General features: G+C 39.0%; 27 protein-coding genes and 1 pseudogene. 15 read left to right on the forward strand and 13 right to left on the reverse strand.

Annotation, left to right across the window (positions count from 1 at the left end):
• Nucleotides 1–154 precede the first annotated feature (154 nt).
• From G6Q00_RS05405 to G6Q00_RS05430, 6 genes are all read right to left on the reverse strand, one after another.
• Nucleotides 155–733, reverse strand: coding sequence for a hypothetical protein (locus tag G6Q00_RS05405; RefSeq protein ID WP_163499351.1), 579 nt, complete (start codon nt 731–733; stop codon nt 155–157).
• A 79-nt stretch (nt 734–812) separates the two neighbouring features.
• The gene (locus G6Q00_RS05410; protein WP_163499352.1) at nt 813–1,304 is read right to left on the reverse strand and encodes a flavodoxin; all 492 of its coding nucleotides are present in this window, start codon (nt 1,302–1,304) and stop codon (nt 813–815) included.
• A gap of 55 nt (nt 1,305–1,359) precedes the next feature.
• Nucleotides 1,360–1,911, reverse strand: a complete 552-nt coding sequence (locus G6Q00_RS05415; protein WP_240331008.1) for a DUF2393 family protein — start codon at nt 1,909–1,911, stop codon at nt 1,360–1,362.
• Nucleotides 1,895–2,983 carry a prohibitin family protein gene (locus G6Q00_RS05420; protein ID WP_163532337.1) on the reverse strand — a complete coding sequence of 363 codons (1,089 nt, stop codon included), beginning with the start codon at nt 2,981–2,983 and terminating at the stop codon, nt 1,895–1,897. Before G6Q00_RS05420 ends, G6Q00_RS05415 begins: the two co-directional genes overlap by 17 nt.
• An 11-nt stretch (nt 2,984–2,994) precedes the next feature.
• Nucleotides 2,995–3,888, reverse strand: a complete 894-nt coding sequence (locus tag G6Q00_RS05425; RefSeq protein WP_163532338.1) for a branched-chain amino acid transaminase — start codon at nt 3,886–3,888, stop codon at nt 2,995–2,997.
• An 8-nt stretch (nt 3,889–3,896) separates the two neighbouring features.
• Nucleotides 3,897–5,288: a DEAD/DEAH box helicase gene (locus tag G6Q00_RS05430; protein ID WP_205426531.1), complete on the reverse strand. Its 1,392-nt coding sequence runs from the start codon at nt 5,286–5,288 to the stop codon at nt 3,897–3,899.
• A gap of 81 nt (nt 5,289–5,369) precedes the next feature.
• Here G6Q00_RS05430 and G6Q00_RS05435 point away from each other — a divergent pair, with 81 nt between their 5' ends.
• The 12 genes from G6Q00_RS05435 to G6Q00_RS05490 all read left to right on the forward strand — a co-directional run bounded on the left by G6Q00_RS05435 (nt 5,370) and on the right by G6Q00_RS05490 (nt 15,254).
• Nucleotides 5,370–6,101, forward strand: coding sequence for a cytochrome c biogenesis protein CcdA (locus tag G6Q00_RS05435; RefSeq protein ID WP_163532339.1), 732 nt, complete (start codon nt 5,370–5,372; stop codon nt 6,099–6,101).
• 9 nt (nt 6,102–6,110) lie between these two features.
• The gene (locus tag G6Q00_RS05440; RefSeq protein WP_163532340.1) at nt 6,111–7,361 is read left to right on the forward strand and encodes an amidohydrolase family protein; all 1,251 of its coding nucleotides are present in this window, start codon (nt 6,111–6,113) and stop codon (nt 7,359–7,361) included.
• The gene (gene mqnF, locus G6Q00_RS05445; RefSeq protein WP_163532341.1) at nt 7,351–8,607 is read left to right on the forward strand and encodes an aminofutalosine deaminase family hydrolase; all 1,257 of its coding nucleotides are present in this window, start codon (nt 7,351–7,353) and stop codon (nt 8,605–8,607) included. Before G6Q00_RS05440 ends, mqnF begins: the two co-directional genes overlap by 11 nt.
• A 25-nt stretch (nt 8,608–8,632) precedes the next feature.
• Nucleotides 8,633–8,875, forward strand: coding sequence for an HP0268 family nuclease (locus G6Q00_RS05450; protein WP_163499358.1), 243 nt, complete (start codon nt 8,633–8,635; stop codon nt 8,873–8,875).
• A gap of 3 nt (nt 8,876–8,878) precedes the next feature.
• A complete protein-coding gene (gene miaB, locus G6Q00_RS05455) occupies nt 8,879–10,186 on the forward strand; it encodes a tRNA (N6-isopentenyl adenosine(37)-C2)-methylthiotransferase MiaB (protein WP_163532342.1) in 1,308 nt (435 codons plus the stop codon).
• Nucleotides 10,180–10,800, forward strand: a complete 621-nt coding sequence (locus tag G6Q00_RS05460) for a lysophospholipid acyltransferase family protein (RefSeq protein WP_163499360.1) — start codon at nt 10,180–10,182, stop codon at nt 10,798–10,800. Before miaB ends, G6Q00_RS05460 begins: the two co-directional genes overlap by 7 nt.
• Complete coding sequence (locus G6Q00_RS05465) at nt 10,801–11,808, forward strand: hypothetical protein (protein ID WP_163499361.1); 1,008 nt, start codon at nt 10,801–10,803, stop codon at nt 11,806–11,808.
• Nucleotides 11,792–12,319, forward strand: a complete 528-nt coding sequence (locus G6Q00_RS05470; protein WP_240331009.1) for a hypothetical protein — start codon at nt 11,792–11,794, stop codon at nt 12,317–12,319. Before G6Q00_RS05465 ends, G6Q00_RS05470 begins: the two co-directional genes overlap by 17 nt.
• Nucleotides 12,319–12,894 (forward strand): hypothetical protein, encoded by a 576-nt coding sequence (locus G6Q00_RS05475; protein WP_163532343.1) that lies wholly within the window; start codon nt 12,319–12,321, stop codon nt 12,892–12,894. Before G6Q00_RS05470 ends, G6Q00_RS05475 begins: the two co-directional genes overlap by 1 nt.
• Entirely contained in the window at nt 12,891–13,268 is a 378-nt protein-coding gene (locus G6Q00_RS05480) for a YkgJ family cysteine cluster protein (protein WP_163532344.1), read from the forward strand. Before G6Q00_RS05475 ends, G6Q00_RS05480 begins: the two co-directional genes overlap by 4 nt.
• Before the next feature lie 67 nt (nt 13,269–13,335).
• Nucleotides 13,336–14,619: an ATP-dependent nuclease subunit B gene (locus G6Q00_RS05485; protein WP_163532345.1), complete on the forward strand. Its 1,284-nt coding sequence runs from the start codon at nt 13,336–13,338 to the stop codon at nt 14,617–14,619.
• Nucleotides 14,620–14,669: 50 nt separating this feature from the next.
• On the forward strand, nt 14,670–15,254 hold the full coding sequence (locus G6Q00_RS05490) for an indole-3-glycerol phosphate synthase (RefSeq protein WP_240331010.1): 585 nt from the start codon (nt 14,670–14,672) through the stop codon (nt 15,252–15,254).
• A 21-nt stretch (nt 15,255–15,275) separates the two neighbouring features.
• Here G6Q00_RS05490 and G6Q00_RS05495 read toward each other — a convergent pair whose 3' ends face one another.
• Nucleotides 15,276–16,925, reverse strand: coding sequence for an alpha-keto acid decarboxylase family protein (locus tag G6Q00_RS05495; RefSeq protein WP_163532346.1), 1,650 nt, complete (start codon nt 16,923–16,925; stop codon nt 15,276–15,278).
• A gap of 175 nt (nt 16,926–17,100) precedes the next feature.
• On the opposite strand from G6Q00_RS05495, the gene G6Q00_RS05500 reads away from it, so the two are divergent.
• A complete protein-coding gene (locus G6Q00_RS05500; protein ID WP_163532347.1) occupies nt 17,101–17,604 on the forward strand; it encodes a phenolic acid decarboxylase in 504 nt (167 codons plus the stop codon).
• A gap of 558 nt (nt 17,605–18,162) precedes the next feature.
• Here the strand turns inward: G6Q00_RS05500 and queF are convergent.
• Genes queF through G6Q00_RS05515 form a run of 3 tightly spaced genes read right to left on the reverse strand, consistent with a single transcriptional unit; the run spans nt 18,163 to nt 21,671 of the window.
• A complete protein-coding gene (gene queF / locus G6Q00_RS05505; RefSeq protein ID WP_205426532.1) occupies nt 18,163–18,600 on the reverse strand; it encodes a preQ(1) synthase in 438 nt (145 codons plus the stop codon).
• Nucleotides 18,588–21,413, reverse strand: a complete 2,826-nt coding sequence (ileS, locus tag G6Q00_RS05510; protein ID WP_163532348.1) for an isoleucine--tRNA ligase — start codon at nt 21,411–21,413, stop codon at nt 18,588–18,590. The genes queF and ileS overlap by 13 nt, the downstream gene beginning before the upstream one ends.
• Nucleotides 21,414–21,422: 9 nt before the next feature.
• On the reverse strand, nt 21,423–21,671 hold the full coding sequence (locus tag G6Q00_RS05515; protein ID WP_205426533.1) for a S4 domain-containing protein: 249 nt from the start codon (nt 21,669–21,671) through the stop codon (nt 21,423–21,425).
• Between the two features lie 137 nt (nt 21,672–21,808).
• Between G6Q00_RS05515 and G6Q00_RS05520 the strand changes: the two genes are divergently transcribed.
• Nucleotides 21,809–22,420 (forward strand): LysE family transporter, encoded by a 612-nt coding sequence (locus G6Q00_RS05520; protein WP_163532349.1) that lies wholly within the window; start codon nt 21,809–21,811, stop codon nt 22,418–22,420.
• A gap of 50 nt (nt 22,421–22,470) precedes the next feature.
• On the opposite strand, the gene G6Q00_RS05525 is transcribed toward G6Q00_RS05520, so the two are convergent.
• From G6Q00_RS05525 to G6Q00_RS05535, 3 genes and pseudogenes are all read right to left on the reverse strand, one after another.
• Nucleotides 22,471–22,773: a hypothetical protein gene (locus G6Q00_RS05525; protein ID WP_163532350.1), complete on the reverse strand. Its 303-nt coding sequence runs from the start codon at nt 22,771–22,773 to the stop codon at nt 22,471–22,473.
• The gene (locus G6Q00_RS05530; RefSeq protein ID WP_163532351.1) at nt 22,742–23,155 is read right to left on the reverse strand and encodes a hypothetical protein; all 414 of its coding nucleotides are present in this window, start codon (nt 23,153–23,155) and stop codon (nt 22,742–22,744) included. The genes G6Q00_RS05525 and G6Q00_RS05530 overlap by 32 nt, the downstream gene beginning before the upstream one ends.
• Nucleotides 23,156–23,603: 448 nt before the next feature.
• Nucleotides 23,604–23,937: pseudogene (locus tag G6Q00_RS05535) on the reverse strand (RNA-guided endonuclease InsQ/TnpB family protein); the annotation flags it as partial.
• A gap of 51 nt (nt 23,938–23,988) precedes the next feature.
• Between G6Q00_RS05535 and G6Q00_RS05540 the strand changes: the two are divergent.
• Nucleotides 23,989–25,056: a tyrosine-type recombinase/integrase gene (locus tag G6Q00_RS05540; protein WP_205426535.1), complete on the forward strand. Its 1,068-nt coding sequence runs from the start codon at nt 23,989–23,991 to the stop codon at nt 25,054–25,056.
• Nucleotides 25,057–26,259: the final 1,203 nt, after the last annotated feature.

The raw sequence follows: 26,259 nt of genomic DNA on the forward strand, positions 1-26,259 counted from the left end.
ACCACGATTTTAAAAACAACACACCCTCGTTTAATAAACTAGGGGGTAGTCTAACATAGGAATAACTCAATTTAAGTAATAAAGCATTGCTTGAATCAAATCTAATCGCGCCTTGCTAAATAAAACCCCTAAACACCACCGGGTAGTGCCTTTTTTACATGCTTTGTGGAACCTTAACATCACCATAATCTATGGCCTCTTTAAAGATAGTTTTTACAGCTTGCACAATATCTTTAACAGTTTGTGTACTTAGGGTGTTTATTTTTTCAAGTCTATCTAGCAGACGGCCGGGACTATAGCCATCTACTCGCATGAGCATAAATACCTCTTGGTTATTAGGGTTAATATATTCCCCTAATTGTACCCATTTATCAAAGCTAGCAGCAATTGCCTGCGTGATCTCTGAAAAGACCTCACTATCATAGGATTTTTGATCAGCATTTTGATCTTTAGTATAAATTTCCTTAATTTTATTAGCAATATGTTCAGCTACACGGAAACGCGCCCTCTCTCTAGCTATTCTCTCTGAGCGCTCCACTTGTCCATCAATAACATGGGAGCTATCAATGCCTTGAGTAACAAACATGCTGCGATCTTCTACCATCCAAGCTGGCATGTTTTGCAAGAAAACATCTCTTTTATGAGGAGGATTAGAACCACAAGCGCAGAAGCCCAAAACTAGCAGGGCTGAGAAAATTATTTCAGGGCGTAAGTAACACCATCTAGGTTGCATAGGTTTCCTTATAATGAGATTAGATTGTTATATGCGCTCATGATAAACAAACCTAAAAGACCCCCCCTTTTTTAAAGACTTAAGATAGCTGCCCCTTAATTTCATTAACCCAAGCGTTAATGCGCTCATCTGTTAACTCATCTTGGTTATCCACATCTAGCACAAGCCCTACAAACTTACCACCCACTACAGATTTAGACCCCTCAAAAGTGTACCCATCTGTAGAAGTAAAGCCCACAACTTTACCAGCCTTAGCTTTTTCATAGATGTGAAAAATGCCCTCAGCAAAGGTTTCAGAGTAAGTATCTTGATCACCCAGACCCACAAGCGCAACGGTCTTATTGGCAAAATTAGACGCATCTAGCGTTCCTAAAAATTCCTCCCAGTCGCTTTGTAAATCCCCAGCCCCTGCAGTAGGCGCAACTAAAACCACAGAGCTAAAGCCATCAAAATCGCTTTTGCTAGCCTTACTCACATCTAAAACTTTTGCGCCGCTTAAATGTGTTGCGATTTTATTGCTCACTGTTTCTGCATTCCCGCTATCTGTGCCATAGAAGATACCAACTGCCATGCCATATCCTTTAAAAATAAATTTGGGCTATTCTAACTAAGTTTAGTTAATAAAACTAGTGGCAGGCACTAGAAAGTTTGAAAGAGGCTTGTTTATAAGGATAGGGTTCTATATTCATGACTAGACTTTGTTCTTTATGGGGGGGTAAAGAGAGTTGGAAAGTTTGGATATAAGAGTGTGCAAAAACCCACTGGTGTAAAAAACTTTGGAATTTATTAGCAGAGGGTAACAACACATCTAGGCGTAAAAAACATTTATGAATGGGTAAATAACCCTGATTTTTAATATGTACCTTTGCAACAAAGGCACTTGTATAAGTAAAAGAAAAAGCTTGTTGTACGGTGGCTTGGATTTTAAAAAGCTGTTGTTCTAAAGTGTAGCGCACCCCAAAGGGTGTTGCGAACAAAAAGACAAGAGCGATTAAATGAAATAGAGTAGATGCCAACCCTCTAAAAGACAAACCTAGAATAAAAAAGCAGAGAAAAAAAGCACAATGCAACCCAAAGATCACCAAAGCAAAAAGGCTAGCTTGTTCCCAAAATATCTTTAGGTGGCTTAAAACTGTTTGTAAAAGAGCAGTTAGCATGTAATCAGTGTTGACTTCCATGCCCTGCTAGGGCTTTTTGCTTACTCTTTGTATCTAGCCAAATATTAGGCACTGCTCCCCCGGGGGTTAATAAAATCTGGGCATCTTTATTAGCCTTAAGCGCTTCATTAAATTGCCCTTGTACCTCAATTTGGCGCAGTTGTAAAAGCCGGTCATTTAGACTTTGCCCAACACTTAAATTAGCCGCCGATTTAGCCTTAGCCTCAATCACAATTGCATCAGCTACCCCCTGTGCTTTAATGCGGTTAGCATCAGCCTCTCCCTTAGCCAAAGCCGCAAGCTTTTGGGCTTCTTGTTTGGCGCGTTCTACCTCGTATTTAACCCGCTCAGACTCTTGGCGCGCAATTTGTACCTTTTCAATTTGTTCTTTAATTTTTTGGGGTAGTACAATTTCTCTAAGTTGAATCGAACTTAATTCTACCGGAGAATTGGGTAACTTAGAAACTTCTTTATTAATATCAGTATTAATCAGAGTAGCAATTTCATTGCGCTTAATAGGCAAATCCTCAGCTGGATAGCGCCCCACTACCGATCGCACCACATCGCGTACTACTGGATTAATGATCTTTTGCTCCCAGCTTAATCCATAGGTGGCGATGGTTTGGGGGGTGGTTTTAGCATTTAGACGATACTGCACAGTGAGTTCAATAGAAACCGTAAGCCCTCTAGAGTCCATCACATTGATCGCATCGTTTCTAAAAATCCCCTGATTTTTGCCCACAATGCCCATGTCTTCTGTGCGTGAAAAGTTAATGGTGCGTACGCGTGTGTCAATGACTAAAATATCTTGCACAATGGGGACAAAAAAGTGAATGCCCGGTTGTAAAGGAATGGGATCGTATTTACCTGCCGTGATCTTAATTCCAATTTCCCCGGATTGAATCACCGTAAAAGGTTTGGTGATCAATAAAAAAGCTAAGAGAATGAAAAAAATAATTATATAAGTGATTTTTCTGGATTGTAACACGGGAGGAAATGGGGGTTTAAGCGGAGTATTTTTGGGAGGAATCTTAGGGGGTTCTGATTGGTTGGATTGTTTCTTTTTCAAATGCTCGTTTAGATCAATGGGCATGTATTTTTCCCCTACACCTTGGTGATATGGTGTTTGAGTGCGCTAAGCTCGCCTCTAACTAATTGCATATACGCCTCTGCTAAAGCCTGAGTAATGGGTTTTTCTTGGCCACCTATAAGTCTACAATCTAGGGATTTAATGGGCAAAATCTCTGCCCCTGTACCTGCAAAAAAGGCCTCTTGGGCGTTATAAATTTCCTCCCGTGCTATGTGGCGCTCTATGATGGGGATTTGTAAATGCGCGGCTAATTCTAAAACGGTTTGGCGGGTGATAGAATCTAGGGCATAATCTAGGGGAGGAACGATGAGATGATCGCGCTGTACCATAAAAAAGCTCTCAGCAGAGCCTTCAGCCACAAAACCCTGATTATCTAGCAATAAAGCATCTTCAAACCCACACAGAAGTGCCTCCTGTTTGGCTAGCTGGGAGTTAAGATAATGCGCGCTAGCTTTAGCTTTATTGGGGCTAGATTGTACATCGTTTTTTCTAAAAGAACTGGTTTTAACCTTGATGCCCTCTATTGGGTTGTGTTTCCATGTTACTGTGGCAATTATAGTATGGATAGGAGGATTATTACTACAAATCCCTAAACTACCAAGCCCCATAAACACAAGCGGGCGGATATAAGTATCCTCTTTGCAGGCATTGGCTTTTAAAAGATCTAAAGTAGCTTGTTTTAGCGCCTCTAAAGTATACACTTGATTAAGCATTAAAGTTTTACAAGAATCTAAGAGTCTTTGCATGTGATCGTGTAATCTAAAAACATACAAACCATCGCTACCTTTATAGGCGCGGATACCTTCAAAAACAGCGTTTGCATAATGCAGGCTATAACTTAGCACATGGACTGTAGCCTTATCAAATGGAACAATGGCGTTATCTTGCCAAATGTAGGGGTGATTCATATCCAACCTTAATATCTGCGTCTAGGGTCTTTAGAGCGCCCACTTTTATAAGTTTTAGAGGCATATTTTTTAGGGCGCGTAACTGGCTTAGGTTCTACTAAAATCTGATCTAAATCAACTTTATAGCTTTTAAATTGCAAACTCAAGAGCTTAAGTACTAATTGAGAGGGTTCAAATTGTTCGGTGAGTTGTTCGTATAAGCTCACCACTTCCGCGTCCACTTCTACCTTAGAGATAGCTTGAATCAAGCGATCTTCATTCATATTAGGGATTTCATAAAGCTCAATAGAAGAACCGATGTCTTTTTGCATGCGTTGGAGTTCTTTATACTCTAAAGGCGTTACTAGAGTAATAGCCACACCCTTTTTACCCGCGCGCCCAGTACGCCCGATACGATGGATATAACTCTCTGTATTTAAGGGTAAATGGTAATTAAAAACATGGCTGACATCACTAATATCTAAACCACGACTGGCCACATCAGTAGCCACTAAAACATCAGCTTGTTTAGATTTAAAAGCCTTAATAGATTCGCGGCGGGCGCGTTGTTCCATATCGCCATGTAAGGGCGTGGTTTTATAGCCCTTAGCGCTTAAAAATTGGTGTAATTCATCTACTTCTCTTTTCATGCGCATAAAAATAATGCTTTTGCTGTGATTTTCCTTGTCTAATAAGCGCATGATTGCTTCATTTCGTTCATGTTCATTGATCACATAAAAACGCTGGGAAATATCAGCATTAGTTACATGGGTAGGGGCGATGTGAATAGAGATAGGGTCTTGTAGTATTTTATTAGCCAAGTCTTTAATGGGAGCGGGCATGGTTGCTGAGAAGAGTAGAATCTGGGCATCTTCGGGCAAGTAATTAAAAATCTCCTCAATATCATCTAAAAACCCCATGTCTAGCATTTCATCGCTCTCATCTAGTACCACCACTCTAGGGGCAAAACGCTTAAGGCGTTTATTTTTTAGATGATCTAAGAGTCGCCCGGGGGTAGCAATCATGACTTGCGGGTTTCTCTCTAAAAGATCGCATTGCTTTTTAATGCTTTGCCCCCCATAAACACAAATAGTACGGGTGCGCGAGCTCTTGCCTAGCTTAAAAATTTCATCGCTAATTTGCATGGCTAACTCACGCGTGGGGGTGATGATAAGCGCCTCTATACTTTTATCATTTTGCAAGTTTTGGATAATGGGCAAAGCAAAAGCGGCGGTTTTGCCGGTACCGGTTTGGGCTTGGGCGATCACATCTTTGCCTTCTAAGATAACAGGAATAGCTTTTTCTTGGATAGGGCTAGGGCTAGTAAAACCCGCATCAGCAATGGATTTTAAGATTTTAGAGTGCAAACCCAAATCTTTAAAAGAACAAACGGGGGATTCTTCAGGGTTATTTGTTAGCATGTGGTGTATGTCAGTGTCCTTAATTTTCTAAGTATGCTTAAAGATTTGTTATTATAGCAAAAAACACTTAGGATAACTGAAATGTTGGAGGATACCCTATTATCTATTTTTGATCACATGCCACTAGTGGCCTCATTTTTTGCCGGGATTTTAGCCTTTTTAAGCCCCTGTATTTTACCCCTCATTCCAGCCTACATGTCTTATATCTCCCAAACCTCCCTAGAAGACCTTAAAAATGGCCAAGCTAGCCGTTTTTCTATCTTGATTAAGGCTAGTTTATTTGTACTAGGTTTTGGGTTGATCTTTTGGCTCATTGGGGTTTCTATGGCTAAGATCATGCACGCTTATTTAAATGGTACATGGGCACGGGTAATTTCTGGATCTTTAGTGATTTTATTTGGGCTGCATTTCTTAGGGATTTTACCCATTAAATTACTCTATCAAAGCAAAACTTGGGACATGCATCTGGAGTTTAAAAACCCGTTTTTACAGAGTTTAGTACCCTTAGTGCTTGGAATGAGTTTTGCGCTAGGGTGGACTCCTTGTATTGGGCCTATTTTTACTAGCATTGTATTATTAAGCGGAGCCCAGCATGTCTATGGCATGGCATTATTAGGGGTATTTGTACTAGGCTTTGGTGTGCCCTTTTTAATCGTGGCTTTAGTGATCAACCAAGCTTTAGGGTTTCTTAAAAAAATTAGACAATATGCTTACTGGATTGAAAAAATTTCAGGGTTAATCTTACTTTTAATGGGGATTTTAATTATAAGCGGGCAGATGGATCGTTTGGGCGCTTTTTTATTGCGATTATAGGAGATTTTTTTGCTATTAAAAAATGCAAGATTAGCAGAGGGGGAAAGAGTAGATGTGCGGGTAGTGGGCGATTATATTGAATCAATAGAAAATTTTTTAAGCCCTAGCCAGCATGAAAGCGTGATAGATTGCCAAGATCATACCCTCTTGCCTAGTTTTATAGATTTAGGTGTGTTTTTACATAATTTGCAAGCAAAAACCTATCTTAAGCTTAAAAAGCAGGCTTTAAAAGGGGGTGTGGGGACTTTAATGGGCATCGATCTAACCCCCTTATACTCTTTGAATGAACCTGATATGCAACCTCTAAGTTTAGAACAACAAGATATTGCTAGCCCCTTAGAAGCCGCATTAGAACAAGCTATTGCCTTTAAAGACCCTATTTGTTTTCACCCTTTAAATGCAAAAGAGCGGTTACAAAATTTAGCCATGTTACATGGACAGTTGCCCCCAAATAGCCCGGCTTGTTTGTATATTTACAATTTGGAGGGGCAAAAACTCTTACCCGCTTTAGATTATGCCAAAATGCTTAGTTTGCCTTTGGTGTGTGGGGTGCGTGGCTATGAGGGGCGGCCTACTCTTGCTATCATGGACTCTAGTCCTTTAGCTTATGAATTAGGTTTGCCCAGTGTAAGCCCTTTGATTCAAATTAAAGAAGTTGGCAAATATGCAGCTATGGCTTTACACACCCAAATACCTACTATGTTAGATAGCATAGTAGAATTAGAAGCGCTTAAAATCACGCAGGCTTTTAAATCTTTAGGCGCGCCTCTTTTTGTACAAACCCCTTTACACCATTTGATTTTAGAAGAGCAAATTTATAAGCGCTATGATTCGCGTGCTAAAATTTTGCCACCTCTAAAGGATAAAGAACAACAAGAAGCCCTCAAACACGCCTTGCAAAATGGCCAAATAGACATGCTCACCTCGCTACACTACACCCACACGCCCTCTTTAAAAATATTTGAAGAAGCCCCCTTTGGCATGCAAAGTATTGATGCTTTCTTTGCACTTGCTTATACGCATTTAGTTAAAACACAAATCATTAGCCTTAAACAACTCACTATCCTAATGGCAAGCAATCCCGGGCGTTTTTTAAAGGGCAATTATGGGGAAATAGCTATAGGTAAAGAGGCGCGTTTAATGCTTGTAGATTTAAACAAAAAAACCCAAGTGAATAACCCTTATAGTATTTATCACCAACATATCTTAGAGGGTTCTGTTCTTTTTGTAATAGCAGGGGAAAATATTTATGAACACTAAAATTATTGGCGCGCGGGCGTTGTTATTGTGTAATGCTAATTTTGACATGCTCAAAGATGGGGGAGTGGTGGTGCAGGGGGGTGAAATTATAGATGTGGGCGATTTTGCTTTTCTTAATAGAAAGTATAAAGGGGCTAAATCTCATTTTGATAAAAATGGCTTACTCTTGCCAGCCTTTGTTAATCCCCATATGCATTTAGAATTTTGCGGGCAAAAAAATAGCTTTGATTATGGGAGTTTTGAAAATTGGCTAAGCAGTGTCATGCAAAATAGATTGAAGGTTTTGAAAAGATCAGTATTACACATGCAAAGAGGTATACAAACCCAGCTATTAAGTGGTGTAGGCAGTGTGGGGGCTATTAGCAGTTATGGGCTAGATCGAGATTGTCTTAAAAACTCGCCTTTGCGGGTGGTGTTTTTTGATGAACTCATTGGAGGGCAGGCCACTTCCTCTAATTTTAAAACTTTTAGCCAGCGCCATGCCCTCACAGAGCAGCTTAAAGGTGCGCGTTTTATCCCGGCTATTGCTATCCATGCGCCCTATTCGGTGCATAAAGATTTAGCCAAAAGGGTATTAGATACTTATAAAAGCCCTGTGATCTCCACCCACTTTTTAGAATCGCAGGCTGAGTTAGAATGGTTAGAAAACCAGCAAGGTTGGTTTTTAAAGTTTTATAAAGAGATTTTAAAAACCACCCCTAGCCCCAATTATAACAATGCCTTAGAATTTTTAGACCTCTTTAAAAACCAACGCCTATTACTCGTACATGCCTTATTTGCAAATCGCCAGCATTTAGAACATGCTAAACACATCGCACAAACCACTCTTATTACATGCCCGCGTTCTAATCGCCTTTTAAGTGGCAAAATCTTAGAGAGAAAGTTAGCTGAACAGTTAAATATTGCTATAGCCATTGCTACCGATGGAGAGAGTTCTAATTACAATTTGAATTTTTTAGAAGAGTTACGCATGGCTTTGTGGGCATTTCAAAAGCCCTTATTAGAGTTGTTACCAGAGATTTTACTAGGTGCAACTTTGCATGCTAGTAAAGCCTTAGGGCTTAATGGGGGGAGTTTAGAAAAAGGCAAGTTTGCAGATTTAGCTTTATTTAGCTTTAGGGGTGAAGTTAAAATCAGCGGTATTTTAAATTGGCTTTTACATGTACGCCGCGCAAAGGATTTATGGGTGCAGGGGGAGAGGGTTGTAGCGCTAAAAACGCTTTTAAGCCAACATGCGCTAAGCTAGAGGGCTAGTTTATCGGAGGTGTTTTATGCAATTGCACTTAGCTAAAATGGATAGAAAACAAAGTAAACTTTATAGCATTAGCCTAGAGGAACTCTACCAAAAAGCCCTTAAAAAAGAACATATTTTTTACTTTGCACCCACTAACGCCCATAAGGATATGCTACAAGCTCTAGCCTTTTTAGAAAAGCAAAATTGCCGCGTACATTTATCTGAGGTACGGGTTAGTTCAGATCAGAAGGATTTTATTTACCAACTCCACATTATCTAAACCATGCAAAACCAAAAAGTTTATATAGAAACGATGGGCTGTGCGATGAATACGCGCGATAGCCAGCATTTAGTAGGCGAGTTAAGTAAAGTGGGTTATGTAGAAGTAAAAGAGGCTAAAGAAGCTGATTTAATTTTAATTAATACTTGTAGTGTGCGCGAAAAACCAGAAAGAAAGCTATTTTCTGAGATCGGGCAGTTTGCCAAGATTAAAAAGCCCCATGCCAAAATTGGCGTGTGTGGGTGTAGCGCAAGCCATATGGGCGCGCAGATTTTACAAAAAGCCCCGAGTGTGGATTTTGTTTTAGGGGCGCGCAATATTTCTAAGATCACAGATATTATTAAGCAAGAAAAAGCTATTGAGGTATCTTTAGATCATGATGATAGCACCTATGTTTTTAACACCCATGCCCCTAGCCAAGTTAAAGCCCTTTTAAATATCTCTATTGGTTGTGATAAACATTGCACCTATTGCATTGTACCCCATACAAGGGGTAGAGAAATTTCTATCCCTATGGATTTGATTTTAAAAGAGGCAGAAAAACTAGCCAAACAAGGGGTTAAAGAGATTTTACTCTTAGGGCAGAATGTGAATAATTATGGGGTGCGTTTTAGTAGTGATCACTCTAAGGTTAATTTTAGCACCCTTTTAGAGGCGCTAAGCCAAATTGATGGGTTAAAGCGTATCCGTTTTACCTCCCCCCACCCTTTGCATATGGATAATGCCTTTTTAGAGTGTTTTGCTAAAAATCCTAAGGTGTGTAAGAGTATTCATATCCCTTTGCAGAGTGGATCAAACACCATTTTAAAGGCGATGAAAAGAGGATATAGCAAAGAGTGGTATTTAGATCGCATTGCGCGTTTAAAATCTCTTGTACCAGATGTGGGGATTAGCACAGATATTATTGTGGGTTTTCCGGGTGAGACACAGAAAGATTTTGAACAAACTTTAGAGGTATTAGAACAGGTGCGTTTTGATACGCTTTATAGCTTTATTTATTCAGCACGCCCCCTCACCCCCGCCTATCACTTAGAAAAAGTACCAGAAAACATTGCTCATAGCAATTTAAAACGCTTACAAAGCCGCCATAAAGAAATTTTAGAGCAAAAAGCAAAAGATGAGGTAGGCAAAATCCACTCAGTATTAATAGAAAATATCACAAAACCCCTAGCAGAAGGCCGTAGCGATAATGGACGGCTATTAAGCTTTGAAGCGCTAAATGCACAGGTGGGGGATTTAGTTAGCGTGCAGGTGATCGCGCATCATAAAGGCAGGTTAAAGGGGCGTTTAATGGGATTTAAACCTTGTTAAAACGGTTTAGAAATGGCTTTGTTTTGCGGGCTGTACCCGTGCTTATTTATTGGGTTTTGACATGTCTTTTTAAAACTTGTAGAAACCGCTTTTATTTGGCTCAGGGGTTAGAAAAACAATCCTTTATTGCTAGCTTTTGGCATGGAGAAATTGCGATGTTGCCCTTTGCTTATTTGCGTTTGAAAAAAAAGCCTAATTTATATGTGGTGGCTAGCCAGCATTTTGATGGGAGTTTAGCCGCAAGGCTTTATGAATGCTTTGGGTTTATGTCTATTAGAGGATCGTCTAAAAAGGGGGGTGTACGCGTATTAGTTGAGGGCATGAAACATTTAAAAGAGGGGGCAGATGTGGGGCTTACACCAGATGGGCCTAAGGGGCCTTATCATAGCATCGCTGATGGGGTGGTGGCTTTGGCACAAAAAACAGGAGTGGGGGTGGTGGTTTGCCGTGTAATTTTTACCAATGCTTTTACTTTTAACACTTGGGATCGCTTTAAACTACCCAAACCCTTTTCTAAAGTCCATTATTACATGTTAGAGCCTTTCTTTATTCCAAAAGACATGGGATTATTAGAGGCTAAGGCTTTGCTTGCCGCACATATGGAGATTACTTAAATGGGAATGTGGCAATCTCTTAAAAATGCTTTTTATGACAATATACGGGCTTTGTTTTTCTCTGATGTGTTTTTGTGCTTTAATTATGATAGCGATATTTTTTTAAGCCGTATTGAGCGGATCAAATGGAAAAAAACCCGTGAAGTTATTAACAAAGTCTACTCAGTTAAAAATGGTCTAGTTACAATTAGAGCCCTTAAAGATGCCAGTGATTTTTTTACAACTTATCCCTTTTCCTATTTATGTGGCATGCCAAAGAGTGAAGAACAGGGCATGTGTAAAAAAACAGATTTAGAGCGGCATTTACCCCCCCAAACCACTTATAAGGATTTAGTGATCCTTGAAATTGATGGTTATTGTTTTTTCATCACTAAAAAGGCTTTAGAACAAGAGGTTAACACCTTTAATTCTGATTTGCGCGAATTTGATTATCTCTTTTCCCCTTTTTTATTGATGTATAGTTTTATTAAACCCATGTTAGAGGATAATATTGTTATCTATGCCACTTTAGAACATGCGCGCTTTTTTGTGATGATTAGCAATAAAAAAGAGATTTGTTATAGCAAATATTATCGTTTTGAAACAAGCGCAACACTAGGCTTACAGATGCAACAAGAGGATAAAGAAATTTATGAACGAGAAGAGCACAAACTCCAATCTTTTTTAAAATCCATTGAGGCAAATTTGATGAATATGGATTTTGGCCAACCTGCTGCTAAAGACCAGCCCTCAGAAGATCCAGAAATGTTAGTAGATAACATGCTCCATGTAAATGATATTGTGCGCTTTTTACAAGAGTCTATTAAAGCGGTTTATGACGATCCTAGTTGTCATATTGATGATTTTATTGAAAAAGTTGTTATTTTAAACACTTATGAAATTTCTCACCAACTCATTGAGGCGCTTAGAGATGAGATCATGTTAGATGTGATAAATGTCCCTATGTCTCTTGTAGAACAAATGGGGATTTTGGCTAAAAAAGAGCAAAATCGTGAAGTTCAGTTATAGAGAGCCAATTGATAAACGCATGGTAAGTTCGCTTACCAAAGTTTGGATCTTTTATATTACACTCTCTGTATTGGCAATCTATGGTACAACTTATGCTTTACAAAAATACACTTGGCTAGTTGCCCGTAATGTAGAAATTTTAAAAGTACAAAGCGGTATTTATAGCCACGAAACTTTACGGCTTAAAGAAGACATTGATAAAACCATGCACACTTTGCAAGGTGTTCAAGATAAATCTAATTACATTATTAACATCAAAGAGTCTATTAGGGGCGTTTTGGAGATGATTCCAGATGATATTACAATCCAATCTATCACCATTGATTACTCTAGCCTCACTTTAAAAGGAGTTGTCCCCTCTAAACAATCTTTTGAATTAACTATCCAACAAAGATTAGATTCGATCTTTGAAAATAGCCATGTAGAGTTTTACCCACTCAGCAATGGCTGGTTTAGCTTTGTTTCTATTAATTCATCTGTTTTACCTTTTATTGCAAAAAAGGCTGATTAATGCAAGAAACACAAAAATTAGAAGCCCTCTTTAAAACCCACTACCATAAAGACATCGCCTTTCAAGGCATGGTTAAAAACCTCATCTTTGGCGCGCTATTTGTGATTGTAGCAGCTGGGGGGATAAGCATGGTGCTTTATCCTAGAATTAAAGATTTTAGAGCCCAAGATATAGAAGCTAAACAACAACGAATCATTGAAACGCGCCAGTTAAAGAACTTTGCTAGTGTGTTTCGATCTTATTACGCCATTAAACAAGAAAATAAAGACCTACTCAAACCCCCTAGCTATGAAAGGGTTGCTAGTGCCATTAGCGCTATTTTAAACCAACATTTTAGCCATGTACAAATCCAAGAGAAAAACCGCAAAATAGACCCCTCAGGGCATTCTTTCCATGAAGAATTGCAGGTTAAAGCTGTGGCAAATTATTTAGATGATTTGTATAAATTTTTAGACAGTATCGTAGGTATGAGCGCGCATGTACAAGTAAGTTTCCCCCTTAGTATCACTAAAACCAAAAAAGCCTTTGCACTAGCCTTTGGAATCTACATTGATTATGGAGCGATTGAACGATGAGATCATTTTCTTTTAATCCGGATGCGTGTACTTGCTGTGGGGCTAGGTGTTGTTTGGGCAAAAGGGGGTATGTTTTTGTAAGTGTGCAACAAATGCGCGCTATTAGTACCTTTTTAAATTTATCCTTTGAAACTTTTACTTTAAAATACATTAGAAAAGTCCAAAATGCTTATAGCCTTTTAGAAAAACCCGCCCATAATTTAAAAGACGGGTGGGCTTGTGTGTTTTTAGACGAACAAACCAAGCGGTGTCTTATTTATCCAGTACGCCCCAAACAATGCGCGGATTTTCCCTTTTGGGAGTGCTTTAAAACAAAAGAACAAATAGAAAAACTAGCCACGCTGTGCCCGGGTGTTGTACTTAATGGGTTGTAATGTGTAAAGAATACTCTTAATTAAAAAATTTATTATATACTTAATCAAACTTAGGAAGTGAGGTGTGATGCAAAAGCAGATGCGTAAATGGAAATGGTTAAATTTAGGATTACTCTGTAGCACCCTTTTAGCCCAAAGCGTTACAGAAGATCAACAGATTTTGATCGCTTCAGATGCTTTCCAGCGGGGGGATTTTGCGGCAGCTAAAAAAGATTATCTCCATTTGTATAAAGAAACCAATAATATCATTTATGCCAAAGAGGCGGCGATCTCTGCTGCTAGCTATGGGGATATTAACACCGCTGTAGAATTGGCCATGCTTTATAAGCGGGTTACTAAAAACAATAAAGACCTTTCTATCAATAAGATTTTAGTAGATGGCTATATTAAAACCGGTCAGCTTGATAAAGCGGTTACTTTATTAGAAAAAATCCGCAAAGAAGATAAATCGCTGATGTTAGATAATGTACTTGGATCGCTTTATATTAGCCAGAAAAAATACACCAAAGCCTTTGATGTTTTAAGTAAGCTCTATAACCAAGTACACGACGAGGATAGTTTAGAAAAACTCATTACCCTCTATTTGATTCAAAATAACCAGCAAGAGGCCGCTGATTTGATCGCCTCACATCTGGAGGAATATGGCTGTTCGCCTGAGTTGTGCCAAAAAAGTTTTAATACTTTAATCCAACTCCACCAATTACAAAAGGCTAAAGAAGCCTTTGCTACCCTCTATGAAAAAGACCCGGTGGTGCAAAACGCCCAACTTTATATCGGGATTTTGACCATGCTTAAAGAATTTGATAAAGCGGAGAAAATCGCTCTTAATTATCCCTTTGATAGACGGCTACTGCTTGATTTATACACCGCACAAAAGAAATTTGCCCTTGCTTCTAAACAGGCGGGTTTGCTTTATAATGAGCGCAAAGACCCTAAATTTTTAGCCCTAGAGGCTGTTTATTCTTATGAGGATATAAGCGCTAAAAGCCCCCCTAAACGGGCTGAAATTCTCCCCATAACCCGTAAGTTAGAACAAGCCATTACAGAGCGCCAGTACCAATTAAGGCGCAATAAGGGCAGTTTAGACGCCCAAGATGCTTTCTTTTATAACTTCTTGGGTTACTCTCTGATTGAATATAATTTAAATATCCGTAAGGGAATTGATTATGTCAAAATGGCCTTAAAAATAGAACCCGATTCGGTGTTTTATATTGATTCTCTAGCTTGGGGGTATTATAAACTGGGTAATTGCGCTGAGGCTAAAAAACTCTTTTTAACTATCTCTGAGGAGGCGATTAATTCTCAATCCGAGCTTAAAGAACATTCTAAATCTATTGCAAAGTGTCGCTAGAATATTTTAAGCAATCTCTTGAATTACGGCAAACTTTACGCCCCTTTGAGATGTTGGGCAGAAGTTTAGCCTATAACCCGCACTTGCCAAGACTAAATTTAGAAAGTCTTAAGCGCTTTGAAAAACCTCATAAAATTCTTACCCTCAACGCCACCAGCGATTTAGAAAAGTTAGTACAACAGGTACAAGAGGCTGAAAAAAGCAATTACTCCGCTCTTTTACTAGATTTTAGCCAAATCTATCAAAACCCCCCGTCTTTAGAAATGCTTGATTTATTAGGTTATATCCGCCGTTTAAGCAGTAAGCCTATTATCCAAAAAGATCTTTTCATGGATCGTTACCAAGTTTTAGAGGCGCTAGTGTATGGGGCTGATGCTTTGCTTTTAGAGGCACAACTCTTAGAAAAGAATTTAAAACAAATGGTGGCATACAGCGCGCATTTAGGTTTGCTAGCCATTGTACAAATTAGCAGTAGCAAGGATTTAAAAAGAGCTGTTTTAGCCAGAGCTAAGGTACTTTTCCTTGCTAGAGACTGTGAAAACCTACTCAAACTCACCCCCCAAAATTTTGTGATCTTAAAAGAAGCTAGCGCCTCAGAGTATGGCGCTGATGCTCTAATTTTTAGTGGGGCTTAAGTAGCGCCCCGCTATTAATCTTTATTGTTGGTTGTTTTTGGAGGCAATTTCGCCTAATTTCTTTAAAAGAATAGGGGCGTCGTCGCGATCCATAATCACCTCTATAAAAGAGAGTTTTTTAGATTTATCTGCTTGCTCTAGGGCGTGGTTGAGTTCTTCTACAGAGGAGGCAGTAGCGCTAAAAGCATGCCGCTTAAGGTGGACATCAAACACTTCAACTAATTTAGTGTAATGCCACATATTAATATCGTTGTATTTGCGATTGGGCCCATGGATACAGCGCTCTACAGTGTAGCCATCATTATTAATCACGATGATAATAGGCGTGAGGTTTTCTCGTAGCATTGTGGATAATTCTTGAGCGGTGAGTTGGAAAGAACCATCGCCAATTAAAATAATGTTGCGCCGTTCTCTATCTGCAAGACAAGTTCCAAGTAAAGCCCCAAAGGTAAAGCCAATAGAACCCCAAAGAGGTTGCCCTACAAAAGTAACTTTTTCGGGTAGATGAATAGCAATGGATCCAAAAAAAGAAGTCCCTGTTTCAGTGAGCAACACATCTTTAGGGCGCAAATGCTGTTCAATAACTTGGAAAAATTTATGCTGGGTGAGTTTACCGCTTAGTTTAGTGTGTTCGTGTTTTTCAGCGGGGGGCATTTTAGCGCTGTATTTGAGGGTGGCTAGTTTTTTAAGCACATCTGCCATTAAAATATCGCTATAAACTTTCTGGCCTATTTGGCTATAAAGAGGGTGGACTTCTATAACGGGCACACCAAAGTTTGGGGTTGTGTTGATATAGTGAAAACCGGCGGTTAAAAAGTCTGTAAATTTAACCCCTAAGAGAATTAAACAATCTTTCTCTCTTGCCATAGAAGTAACCCGCTCATCACTCAAAATACCGCTATAAATCCCTATAAAATTAGGGTGTGTTTCAGGAAAAGCCCCCTTACCCATAGCAAGCGTGGCGATAGGGAGATTAGCCTTTTGAATGAATTCAAGCAACTCATTTTGGAGTTTGTAGCGTTTGATCTCATAATCGGCTAGCACAAGGGGCGCTTTGGCGTTTTTAATGATTTGTTTGACCGCTTCTATAAAAGAGTCTAAGATTTTTTTATCACTCTTGGGTTTATAAAGCATGGGCGTAGAAACCTCAATAGAAAGGTGTGCTACATCAGCAGGGATACCAATATAAACCGGTTTTTTATGCAAAGCACACTCAGCCAACACGCGATCGATCTCGCTTTTAGCATTTTGTTTATTAAGCACTGTGCGGGCAACCGTGATAGCACGATACATGTCATAAAACTTCATAAACTCCCCATCGCCTAAGGTGTGGTGCATGTAGCGCCGATTAATAGAGGCATTTCTTGAGGGCATGCCTACAATCTTAACCACAGGTACACTTTCAGCATAAGAGCCAGCAATCCCATTAATCGCGCTAAGTTCGCCTACGCCAAAGGTGGTTACAAGGGCTGCCATAGAGTTAATACGCCCATAGCCATCGCTAGCATAGGCGCCATTAAGCTCGTTACAATTACCCACCCACTCTAAACCCGGATCATCTTCAATCAGATCTAAAAACTCCAAATTATAATCCCCGGGTACCCCAAAAACATGGCGTACCCCATAATCTTTTAGGCGATCTAGCAGATACTGGCCTACAGTTGTTGTCATCATAAACTCCTTGTTTAAAAATATTGCTGCAATCTCAACTTTGCTAACTTTGTTAGCTAGACTGAAAATACAAACTTACAACTTTAGCAAAAAATTACTAATCAATCATGTAAAATCTTTAAATTTGCCCACATTTAAAAGGCTTGGCTATAATCAAAAGAAAAAAGGGATCAAAATGGATTGTAAGACTTTAGAGGATTTTTTGGGTATGCATTTTATTTACACCTATGATAATGGGTGGGAGTATGAACTGTATGTAAAAAATAAAAACACCATTGATTATCGTATCCACGGGGGTATGGTAGCGGGGCGCTGGGTTAAAAATCAAGAGGTGGATTTAGTACAGCTAATAGAGGGCGTGTTTAAGATCACTTGGACAGAGCCTACAGGTACAGATGTGGCTCTGGATTTTATGCCCCAAAAAGGCCGCATCCATGGCATGATTTTCTTCCCTAAATGGGTACATGAACACCCTGAGATCACGGTGTGTTTCCAAAACGAGCACATTCCTTTAATGGAAAAATCACGCGACACTTATAAAACCTATCCTAAATACCTTGTTTCTGAATTTGCCACGATCACCTATGCCAAAAATAGGGGGCAAAATAATGAAGCCGTGATTAACAAAGCCCCTTACCCCGGTTTAACAGATATAATTCGTTCTGGAAAAGAATCGTAGGTTCTAAGGTAATAACCCGTATATCTTAAAAACAAGAGCTAGTTTTGGGTGTACCTTAAAAAATAATTTGTATAGGCGTTATACTTTAGTTAATGAGGGCGCGGGTTTGCAATATTGGTAATTTGGGATACTTTAAAAACTTTAGAGAATGAAAAAATTCCTTTGAGAATTGGTAAAGCTTTAGGAAAAAATGAGAGTTAGGGTGAGGGGGCGCGCTGAATAAATTTGACTAAACAGGCTAATATAGCTGTAGTTGTTACTAACAAAATTAAGGTTTTTGTAGTGGCTGATTTAGATTTAAAGAATGTGAAACATTGTTTGTAGTTTCTAAAGTTTTCTAGTGTTTCATGGAGTTTTTGAGTATTCATGAAATTTCATGGGGTTTTTTGGGTGGGAGAGGGGTTTTAGTTTAGCTTCTGCCCGTGTGTATTTATCATAAACGCTGTGTTCAATGTTACCCATTGCGCGCTAAAGCCCGCAAGTTTTAGCTATGGGGAGTATATCAAGCCCTAAAAAGTAAAAATTACTACATAGCTTGATAAAATCCTTAAGAAGACTCTAATAAATCCTTGTAAGTCTTTGTTGCTTTAAAGTTTGGTAGTCTTTTATTGCGTAACTCACAAAGGGTTCTAAGGCGATGCTCCCACGCTTGCTAAACTTGGCTTGCACCTCTAAATATTTGGGCTTTAAAAGAGCCACTAAATCATTTAAAATCTTGCCTGCACAATCCTCACCAAACATGCCCTCATTGCGGAAACTAAATAAATAAAGCTTGAGTGATTTACTCTCCACCATTTTTAAATGGGCGATGTAATTAATGCTAATGCTGGCAAAATCTGGCTGGGAAGTGATAGGACAAAGGCTTGTAAATTCCTCTGTGTAGAGGCGCGTAAAAATATCTAAATGCGGGTGGGGGTTGTCAAAGGCTTCTAAGAGGCTAGGATCGTATTTATCAATATAGGGGGTTTTATGCCCCAAATGGCTTAAACCTTGCATGCGCTTTTTTTTAAAACTTCTGTACAACGCGGGCAAATATTTTCTTGATTTACACTACTAAACTGCCAACAACGCGGGCATTTATGCTTGCTAGCAAGATAAAGGCTAAAGCCCTCACCCTCTAAAAGTGGCTCTTTTGTCTGCAAACCCCCCACCACACTCACCATAAGCCACTCCTCATAGTGGCAAAATTCTAGGTCTTTAGGGTCTTTAAACCCTAATTCTAACTCTAAAGAGGTTTTAATTTTTTTCTCTTTTTTAAGGCTATCTAAAGCCTCGCTAAAGAGGGCGCGCACCTCTAAGGGGCGTTTAAAATCCTCTAAAATTTCTAAGGCTTGATCCCCCTCAAATAACAACGGCCGCCTAAGATCAAACACCCCGCCTCCCTCTAGTGCCACCTCTTTAAACAGATGGCTAGCATGCGTGAAAACCTCCTCTATGGTGTAGGTCAAAATGGGGGCTAGAGTAAAACAAAGCTGGTGGGCAAGGTGTAACATTGTACTTTGAATCGCGAGTCGTTTAGGATCTTTTTCAAAAGCACAGTACAAGCTATCTTTACAAATATCTAAATAAATGCCACTGAGTTCATTAGCCATAAAAGTGAGAAGTTTTTGTAAGCCTTTTACAAAATCAAAGTTTTTAAAATGATCTTGTACTTGCGCACAAACCCTAGAGCTTAGCGCTAAAATCCAGCGATCAATTAAACCTAAATCTTGCAGGGGAGTTAGAGTTTGTAGCCCTTCCATGTTGGCTAGTAAAAAGCGCAAGGTGTTACGCACCTTTTTATAACTCTCAGAGGTTTGTTTGAAAAAGGCGCTAGAGACGCTTAAATTATCCTGATAATCATTCATCACCACCCATAGGCGTAAAATATCACTCCCATAGGTTTTAAGCACCTCCTCTAAGGAAAAGACATTGCCCTTAGACTTACTCATCTTATGCCCCTTAGCATCTACGGTAAAACCATGGGTGAGTACCGCTTTAAAGGGGGCTTTAGAGTGTTTGATACAACTAAGTAATAGCGAGCTTTGAAACCACCCGCGGTGTTGATCGCTTCCCTCTAGCACCAAATCGCTAGGATAAACCCCCAAACGCTCCTCACACACCGCCTTAAAAGTACTCCCGCTATCAAACCACACATCTAAAATATGCGTGTTTTTCTCTAAAGTTGGGGCTAAATGTTTAAACTCAGAGGGTAAAAGCTCTGCGATACTTAACTCCCACCACACATTACAGCCCTGCTTTTTAAAGGTCTGTTTAATGTGCTTTAAAATTGCCTCCTCTAACAAAGGCTCTTGGGTTTTCTTATCCAGAAAAAAAGCCATAGGCACGCCCCAGTTGCGCTGTCTGCTCACACACCAATCGGGGCGTTGTTCAATCATGGCTTTTAAGCGGTTTTTGCCTTGCTTGGGGTAAAAATCCACACTTTCTAATGCCTCTAGCGCCACCTCTCTTAAAGTTTTCAAACTCTTATCTGCTTGTAAAAAAGGCGTATCCATTAAAATAAACCACTGGGTAGTGGCGCGGTATAAAATGGGTTCATGCGTGCGCCAACAATGCGGGTAAGAGTGTGTGATGATCTTGTGGTGTAATAAATGCTCTCCTAAGAGTTCTAAGATTTGAGGCTGGCTTTTTAAAACATGTTTACCTAAAAAGGTCTCCGGCAAAAGCTTTTTTTGTAAAATCTCCTCATTATAACAACCCCTATCATCTACCGGCACTAACACTTCTAAGTTATAGCGCAAGCCTAAGTAATAATCCTCCTCCCCGTGCCCGGGGGCCGTATGCACCGCCCCGCTACCCTCCTCTAAACTCACATGATCGCCTAGCACCACTAAAGAAAAGCGTTGGTTAAGCGGGTTAATAGCGCACTTGTGCTCTAAAAGATCGCTACTAAAACTGCCAATAATTTCGCCCTCTAAAATATCTTGATTTAGCAGTTTTTGGGCGAGTTCTAAAGCGATGATATGCCCTTTAGAGGTAATAGCATAGGTGGTTTTAGGTTTAAGCGCAAGGGCGACATTGGCCGGTAAAGTCCAAGGCGTGGTGGTCCAGATCACAATAGAAAAATGGCTGGGGATATTTTGCGTGCTAAAATGCGCCTCCTCTTTTAAAAATTGCCCCGCCTGCTCCTCTAACTTAAAGGCCACAAAGATCGAATCAGACTGTTTATCTTGGTATTCCACCTCTGCTTCTGCTAGCGCGCTTTGACACGCCCAGCTCCAATACACCGGTTTAAAGCGCTGTTTGAGTAAACCCTTTTGTGCGGCGATACAAAGCATTTCATAAATGCTAGCCTCAAAGGCATATTGGTAAGTTTCATAAGGGTGATCATAATCGCCCACCACCCCTAGCTCTAAAAACTCAGTACGCTGGATATTAATAAATTTTTGCGCGTGGGCATAACAACGCTCTCTAAATTCTAAAGCGTTCAAATCGCAGCGCTTTTCTGGGGGCAATTTGTGTTGCTCTGTTTTAAAGTCTTTTTCTACCTGTTGCTCAATAGGCAAGCCATGGCAATCCCAGCCGGGTACATAGTTAGCGCGCTTGCCTAAGAAATATTGGTGTTTGAAAATCACATCTTTTAAAATCTTATTGAGAGCATGCCCGATGTGTAAATGCCCATTAGCATAGGGTGGACCATCGTGTAAAACAAAACTTTCTTGTGCATGGGCGCGCTTTTTTTGCATAGCATCATAAACGCGTTGTTCTTGCCATTTAGCATAAAGCTTGGGCGCACTCTGTCCTAAATTAGCCCTCATCGGGAAGGAGGTTGTGGGCAAAATTAAAGTGTCTTTGTAATCTTTGGGCATGGTTAATCTTTAATCAAGGATTTGAAAATACAGATGGCTTTGGCTTTTAGGGACGGTTTTAAGGGTGGGGATAGCAAGCACTTTATAGCGCTTCTTTTGATCTAAATAATTCAGTTCGATCACATCGCCCACTTTTACCTCTTTACTGGGTTTAACAACCACCCCATTAACAAAAACTACCCGCTCTTTGAGCATGTCTAGCGCCACTGAGCGCCTTTTGGTGAGATTGACAGCGTTTAAAAATTTATCTATGCGCATAGGGAGTATTCTAGCACCTAATCCTTTAAAACTATCCTAGAGTGCGATAAATAGCCAATTTTATTATCCCTATTCCTTTAACTTAACAGAGCATTAGATAACATTAAACATATCATTTTGCAACAAAGGATCTAATTGTGAGTTTTTTGCCCATTCTACTGATTGATTTTTTTGCCTTGTTACTCCCAGGACCTGATTTTTTAATCGTTAGTTCCTATGCCTTAAAAACAGACTTTAAAAAGGCATTCTTGGTTGTTTGTGGCATTTCTTTAGGCTGTTTTTTTTGGATTATTCTCTCATTAAGCGGGTTAAAAATGGTTTTAGAGACATTTCCTCTCATGAAAATTTTATTAACCCTCTTTGGTATGTTTTACTTGTCCTATTTAGCGTTCTTGCTCTTAAAAAATTTGAAACAAAAAGAGAATTTTGAAGCTTTAATTAATATGGACAGACCTTTTATTAGAGGTTTTATAACCAATATTAGCAATGTTAAGGCTTTATTTTATTTCAGTAGTATTTTCTCAAGCCTAAACTTTTCCTATCACTTTTCAACTCTCTGTTTGCTTGTATTTCTTTTGGTGGCAGAAAGTTTTTTATATTTTCTTTGTATAGCCCTACTCTTTTCAAATCTCAAAATTAAAAATTTATATTTTAAACATCATAAAAAGATAGATCTCATCTGTGCCTTGATTTTTATTGGGTTTGTTATCTATATTGCAACCAATCTTTATAAAGAGCTCCATGGTTAGTAAGGCTTTAGGGTAGCCAAATAGTAGATGTAATATTTTGTTTAAAAGCATCAAACTAGGCACAGGTGGCAATTTAAAAGCTCTCTAATCTTTTTATTAATAACACTGGGTTCCTCCTCATAAGCTTCATTAGTGTCAATGGATCCATAATCTGACTCATCATCAATAAGTAACATGGCATGCTCTGAAATTTTTTCCTTATAAGTGCTAAATATTTTTGCAATACTACTAAGTACGTCCTTATGCTTTTTAACGACCAGGACATAAGGTATTTCTGTTGTTAAATCGATTAACTGAACAGCCTTTTTAACATCTTTACTCTTAAAATCGTCTTCCTCTGTTACCAGACTCACAGGATGAGGTTTTTTCTGTAGACACTTTTCCTACACCAATTAATTTACCAGCACTATCCTTGCCCACAAACATTTCATTGATTCGCCTTTGTGTTTGGCCTCTTACATTCTCTTTATCCCAGGCAAGAATAACGATGAATTTATACCCAGCGTCTGTAGCTTTATTGATAAGACAGGCATAGTTTGAAGTTTTACCTGATTGCACAGCTCCTACTACCATGCCATATATACCCTCACTGCTTTGCTTTGGATCACCGATTTGGTTCATGATTGAGTCTGTGTCTTCATCGATTGGTTCAACCACCTTTGGTGCATAACGATCCTCGAGATATTCCTTTAGTCTATTCCAGTAGAAACTCTCACTTCCAAAGAGATCAACCATCAAAACACCCTATTCTTTTTAAAATTCTAGCTAACAAGAAAGTTAAAACCAAATTTAGTAGCAGTGCGCACTTGATCTAGCTTTTGAGCATTTAACTAGCAGGTAGTGTTGTGTTTGCCTAAATATTCTTAGCTTTTAAACTTCACTCCCCACTATTCTAAAACAAGCATAACTCCAGCTTTGTGTTTGTTTACTAAGGCTCCTACAAACCTATAAAATTCTATAGACCCACATAGTACGAAATTTTTTATTGTATTCCTGTCTTTAACCATGTTAGTTATTAACCAATTTTTCATTTTTAAACCAATCAATAGAGCCGTCATGTCCGCTAGGCTATTTGGTAAGAGCTTTGCCTACTAAAAAACATTGTGCATCAACTTGCTTAAAGATATAAAAATGTGGTGAACCACCCCCTCCCTAAAGGGAGGAGCTTCCTAACTAACAGAAACTAGTGTTTCTGAACTTGAAAGGCTTTAGCTTTAGAGTCTGCAAGGCTAGTTCCTAACCCAAGAGACTTTAACCCCAGTCTTAAGATATTCTTAGCAGCATTGATATCTCTATGCCCTGTGTATCCACACACAGGACAACAATACTCCCTAGACTCTAGCTTAAGTTGGTGGTTGATATTCCCACAACAATGACATGTTTTACTTGTATATTGCGGAGGGACTTTCACAAAAAGTTTGCCATTATGCTGTTGTTTGTATTCTAAGAATCTGGTGATTTGGTAGAGAGGTGTTAAGAATAGATTTATTAAGACCGCTCTTTTGTTTCACATTCTTTCATGTCCTAACTAACTTAAACCAATCAAGGAGAAAAGAAAAATGGAAAAAATGGAAAACGAGCTTTTGCCTTTGAGCCGCACACAAAGAGAGCTATTTGAGAATATCAAGGTGTTCTTGCACTACAAGATTAAAAACTTTACACCGGTACAAGCTTTAGAGGACATAACTAAGGTGCTCTGCTACCAAGAGAATATTTTAAAATGCCAAAATATCAGCGCGCTAGAGCGTCTCTGCCACGCACTCTACAATCAAGGCATCAACCATATCTTAATGATGCGGGTCTTGTTTTTATTCTTTGTTCACTTCAAAGCCCACATCAAACTAAAAAGCTTGAAAAGCCTCACAGAGGAGCAAGTCATTAGCTTTCTCTTTGAACTAGCCCAAACCAGAAAACCTAGCTCTATGGCTAAGTATGTGATGTATCTGAGGCAATTTTTTAACTATTTGGATAGAAAACGCGGGTATCACTTTGACTTCCCTCTGAAAAATCTTGCCTTTGCTAAAACAACACAGAGTCTGCCCAAACACTTAAACGCCCAAGACTTAAAAGCCTTTATCAAGACCCTTTTAAACTACCAAGCACACTCTAGTTATGAAAAACGCAATAAGTGTATTCTCTTGCTTGTAATCTTAGGAGGTTTGCGCAAATCTGAAGTTTTAAACCTTGAGCTCAAGAACATTAAGCCTGAAGAGCAAAATTACTCTATTCTTGTGATGGGCAAGAACAGGAAAGAAAGAAAGGCTTATATCAGAAAATCCATCCTAGAACAAGCTCTGCATGATTGGATCAGTGATACTAAAAGACTCCAACACTTCAATGGGGTATTTCTTTTCAAAAAAGCCACGCAATCCCAAAGAACATGCCAACTCAAAAATTTCATTGCTAAGATTTTCAAACTTTCCAATATCAAGCACTCCCAAGCATATGGCACAGGTTTACATCTTTTTAGACATAGTTTTGCTACCCTTATTTACCAAGAGACACAGGACTTAGTTTTAACCAGCAGAGCTCTAGGGCATAACTCTTTACTCTCTACCAAAATCTATATCCACACCACCCAAGAGCACAACAAAAAAGTTGCCTGTGTGTTTGACACGCTTTTAAACAAACAATAATGCAAGAGGATGAAAATTCGCTTTCTCTTAAATCTTTGCCTTTAGCTAGAGCCACTCGCTTTAGCTACAGAATCGTTAATAAGCAAAAGTATACCAGCTAGCACACAGCTTAAAACAGAAAAGATAACTAGCACAATTCTACACTGAGTTCTAACAACCAAAGTTTTCTATTAGTTCTCTTGGTACACCCATTAATTCTTAGAGGTGTTACCTACAAGTTCTTTTAAAATTTTCTGTTAGTTCTCTTGGTTAGTAATAAGAGTTTTTGTATGGTTAACACCTTAAGTTCTTTTGGATTTAACAGCAAGTTCTTATAGATTTCTTACAAGTTCTAAAATCTATTCATCGTGAGTTCTTGCCATTTGCTACAAGTTCAAACACTTGCACCTCTAGTTAATTCTTAAGATGTTGCCCATGAGTTCTTTTAATTTTTCTGACAAGTTCTAAAATCTCTTTTTCTTTTAGTTCCCTTAGCATTAACGCTAGTTCTTTAGAAATCAAACAACCTTGAGTAGAATACTAATAGTAAGAGCCTTGTATGCAAACAAAAAACGCTAAAATCTTTCCCTTATTCAAGTACAATCGCCTCCAAAACTTTATACAACTCAAAACCAGTAACTCTATGCACCCACTCAAAAAACCCTCTTAAACCACAAATGGGCACACTACAAAAAATTTTGCTTTAAATTTTTGTCTTGTTCTGTGTTCCTTGACACACTCCACACAGCGTTGAGCTCATGGGATTGGTGATCATCATCTACTCAAAAACCTTTGTCCATCTCTAGCTTTGATTTGTTGCCTTATAGCGCTTTCACCACCAACAATTTTCACCACTACAAGCACAAAAAACCTTGAGCCAAGACTGCTCTTTTTTCAAAAATTTTTCTCTCCATGCTCTTTGAAATTTTTGCAAAAATTTTTACAACAAGCCTTGCACATGAAACTCAAAAACTTTTCAACACCAAAGCTCTAAAAACGGCTAAAAAGTGCTAGATCAGCAAAAAACGCGTGAAAACCCCGCTGTGCAGCGGCTTAAAGCCACAAAGTGATCTACCACTTTGTGTTATCCTGCACACTCAAACACCGCACTAAAACTTCCCCTATTTTTCTCCTCCCTCTTATCTAAAATTTTTTCAAAAAATTCACGCTACAATTGAGCTAAAAGAGCAGGTGAAATAAGGGAAAGTTTTTGGATAGCAAGAT

This window comes from Helicobacter suis, assembly GCF_902196125.1.
Lineage (GTDB): Bacteria > Campylobacterota > Campylobacteria > Campylobacterales > Helicobacteraceae > Helicobacter > Helicobacter suis_B.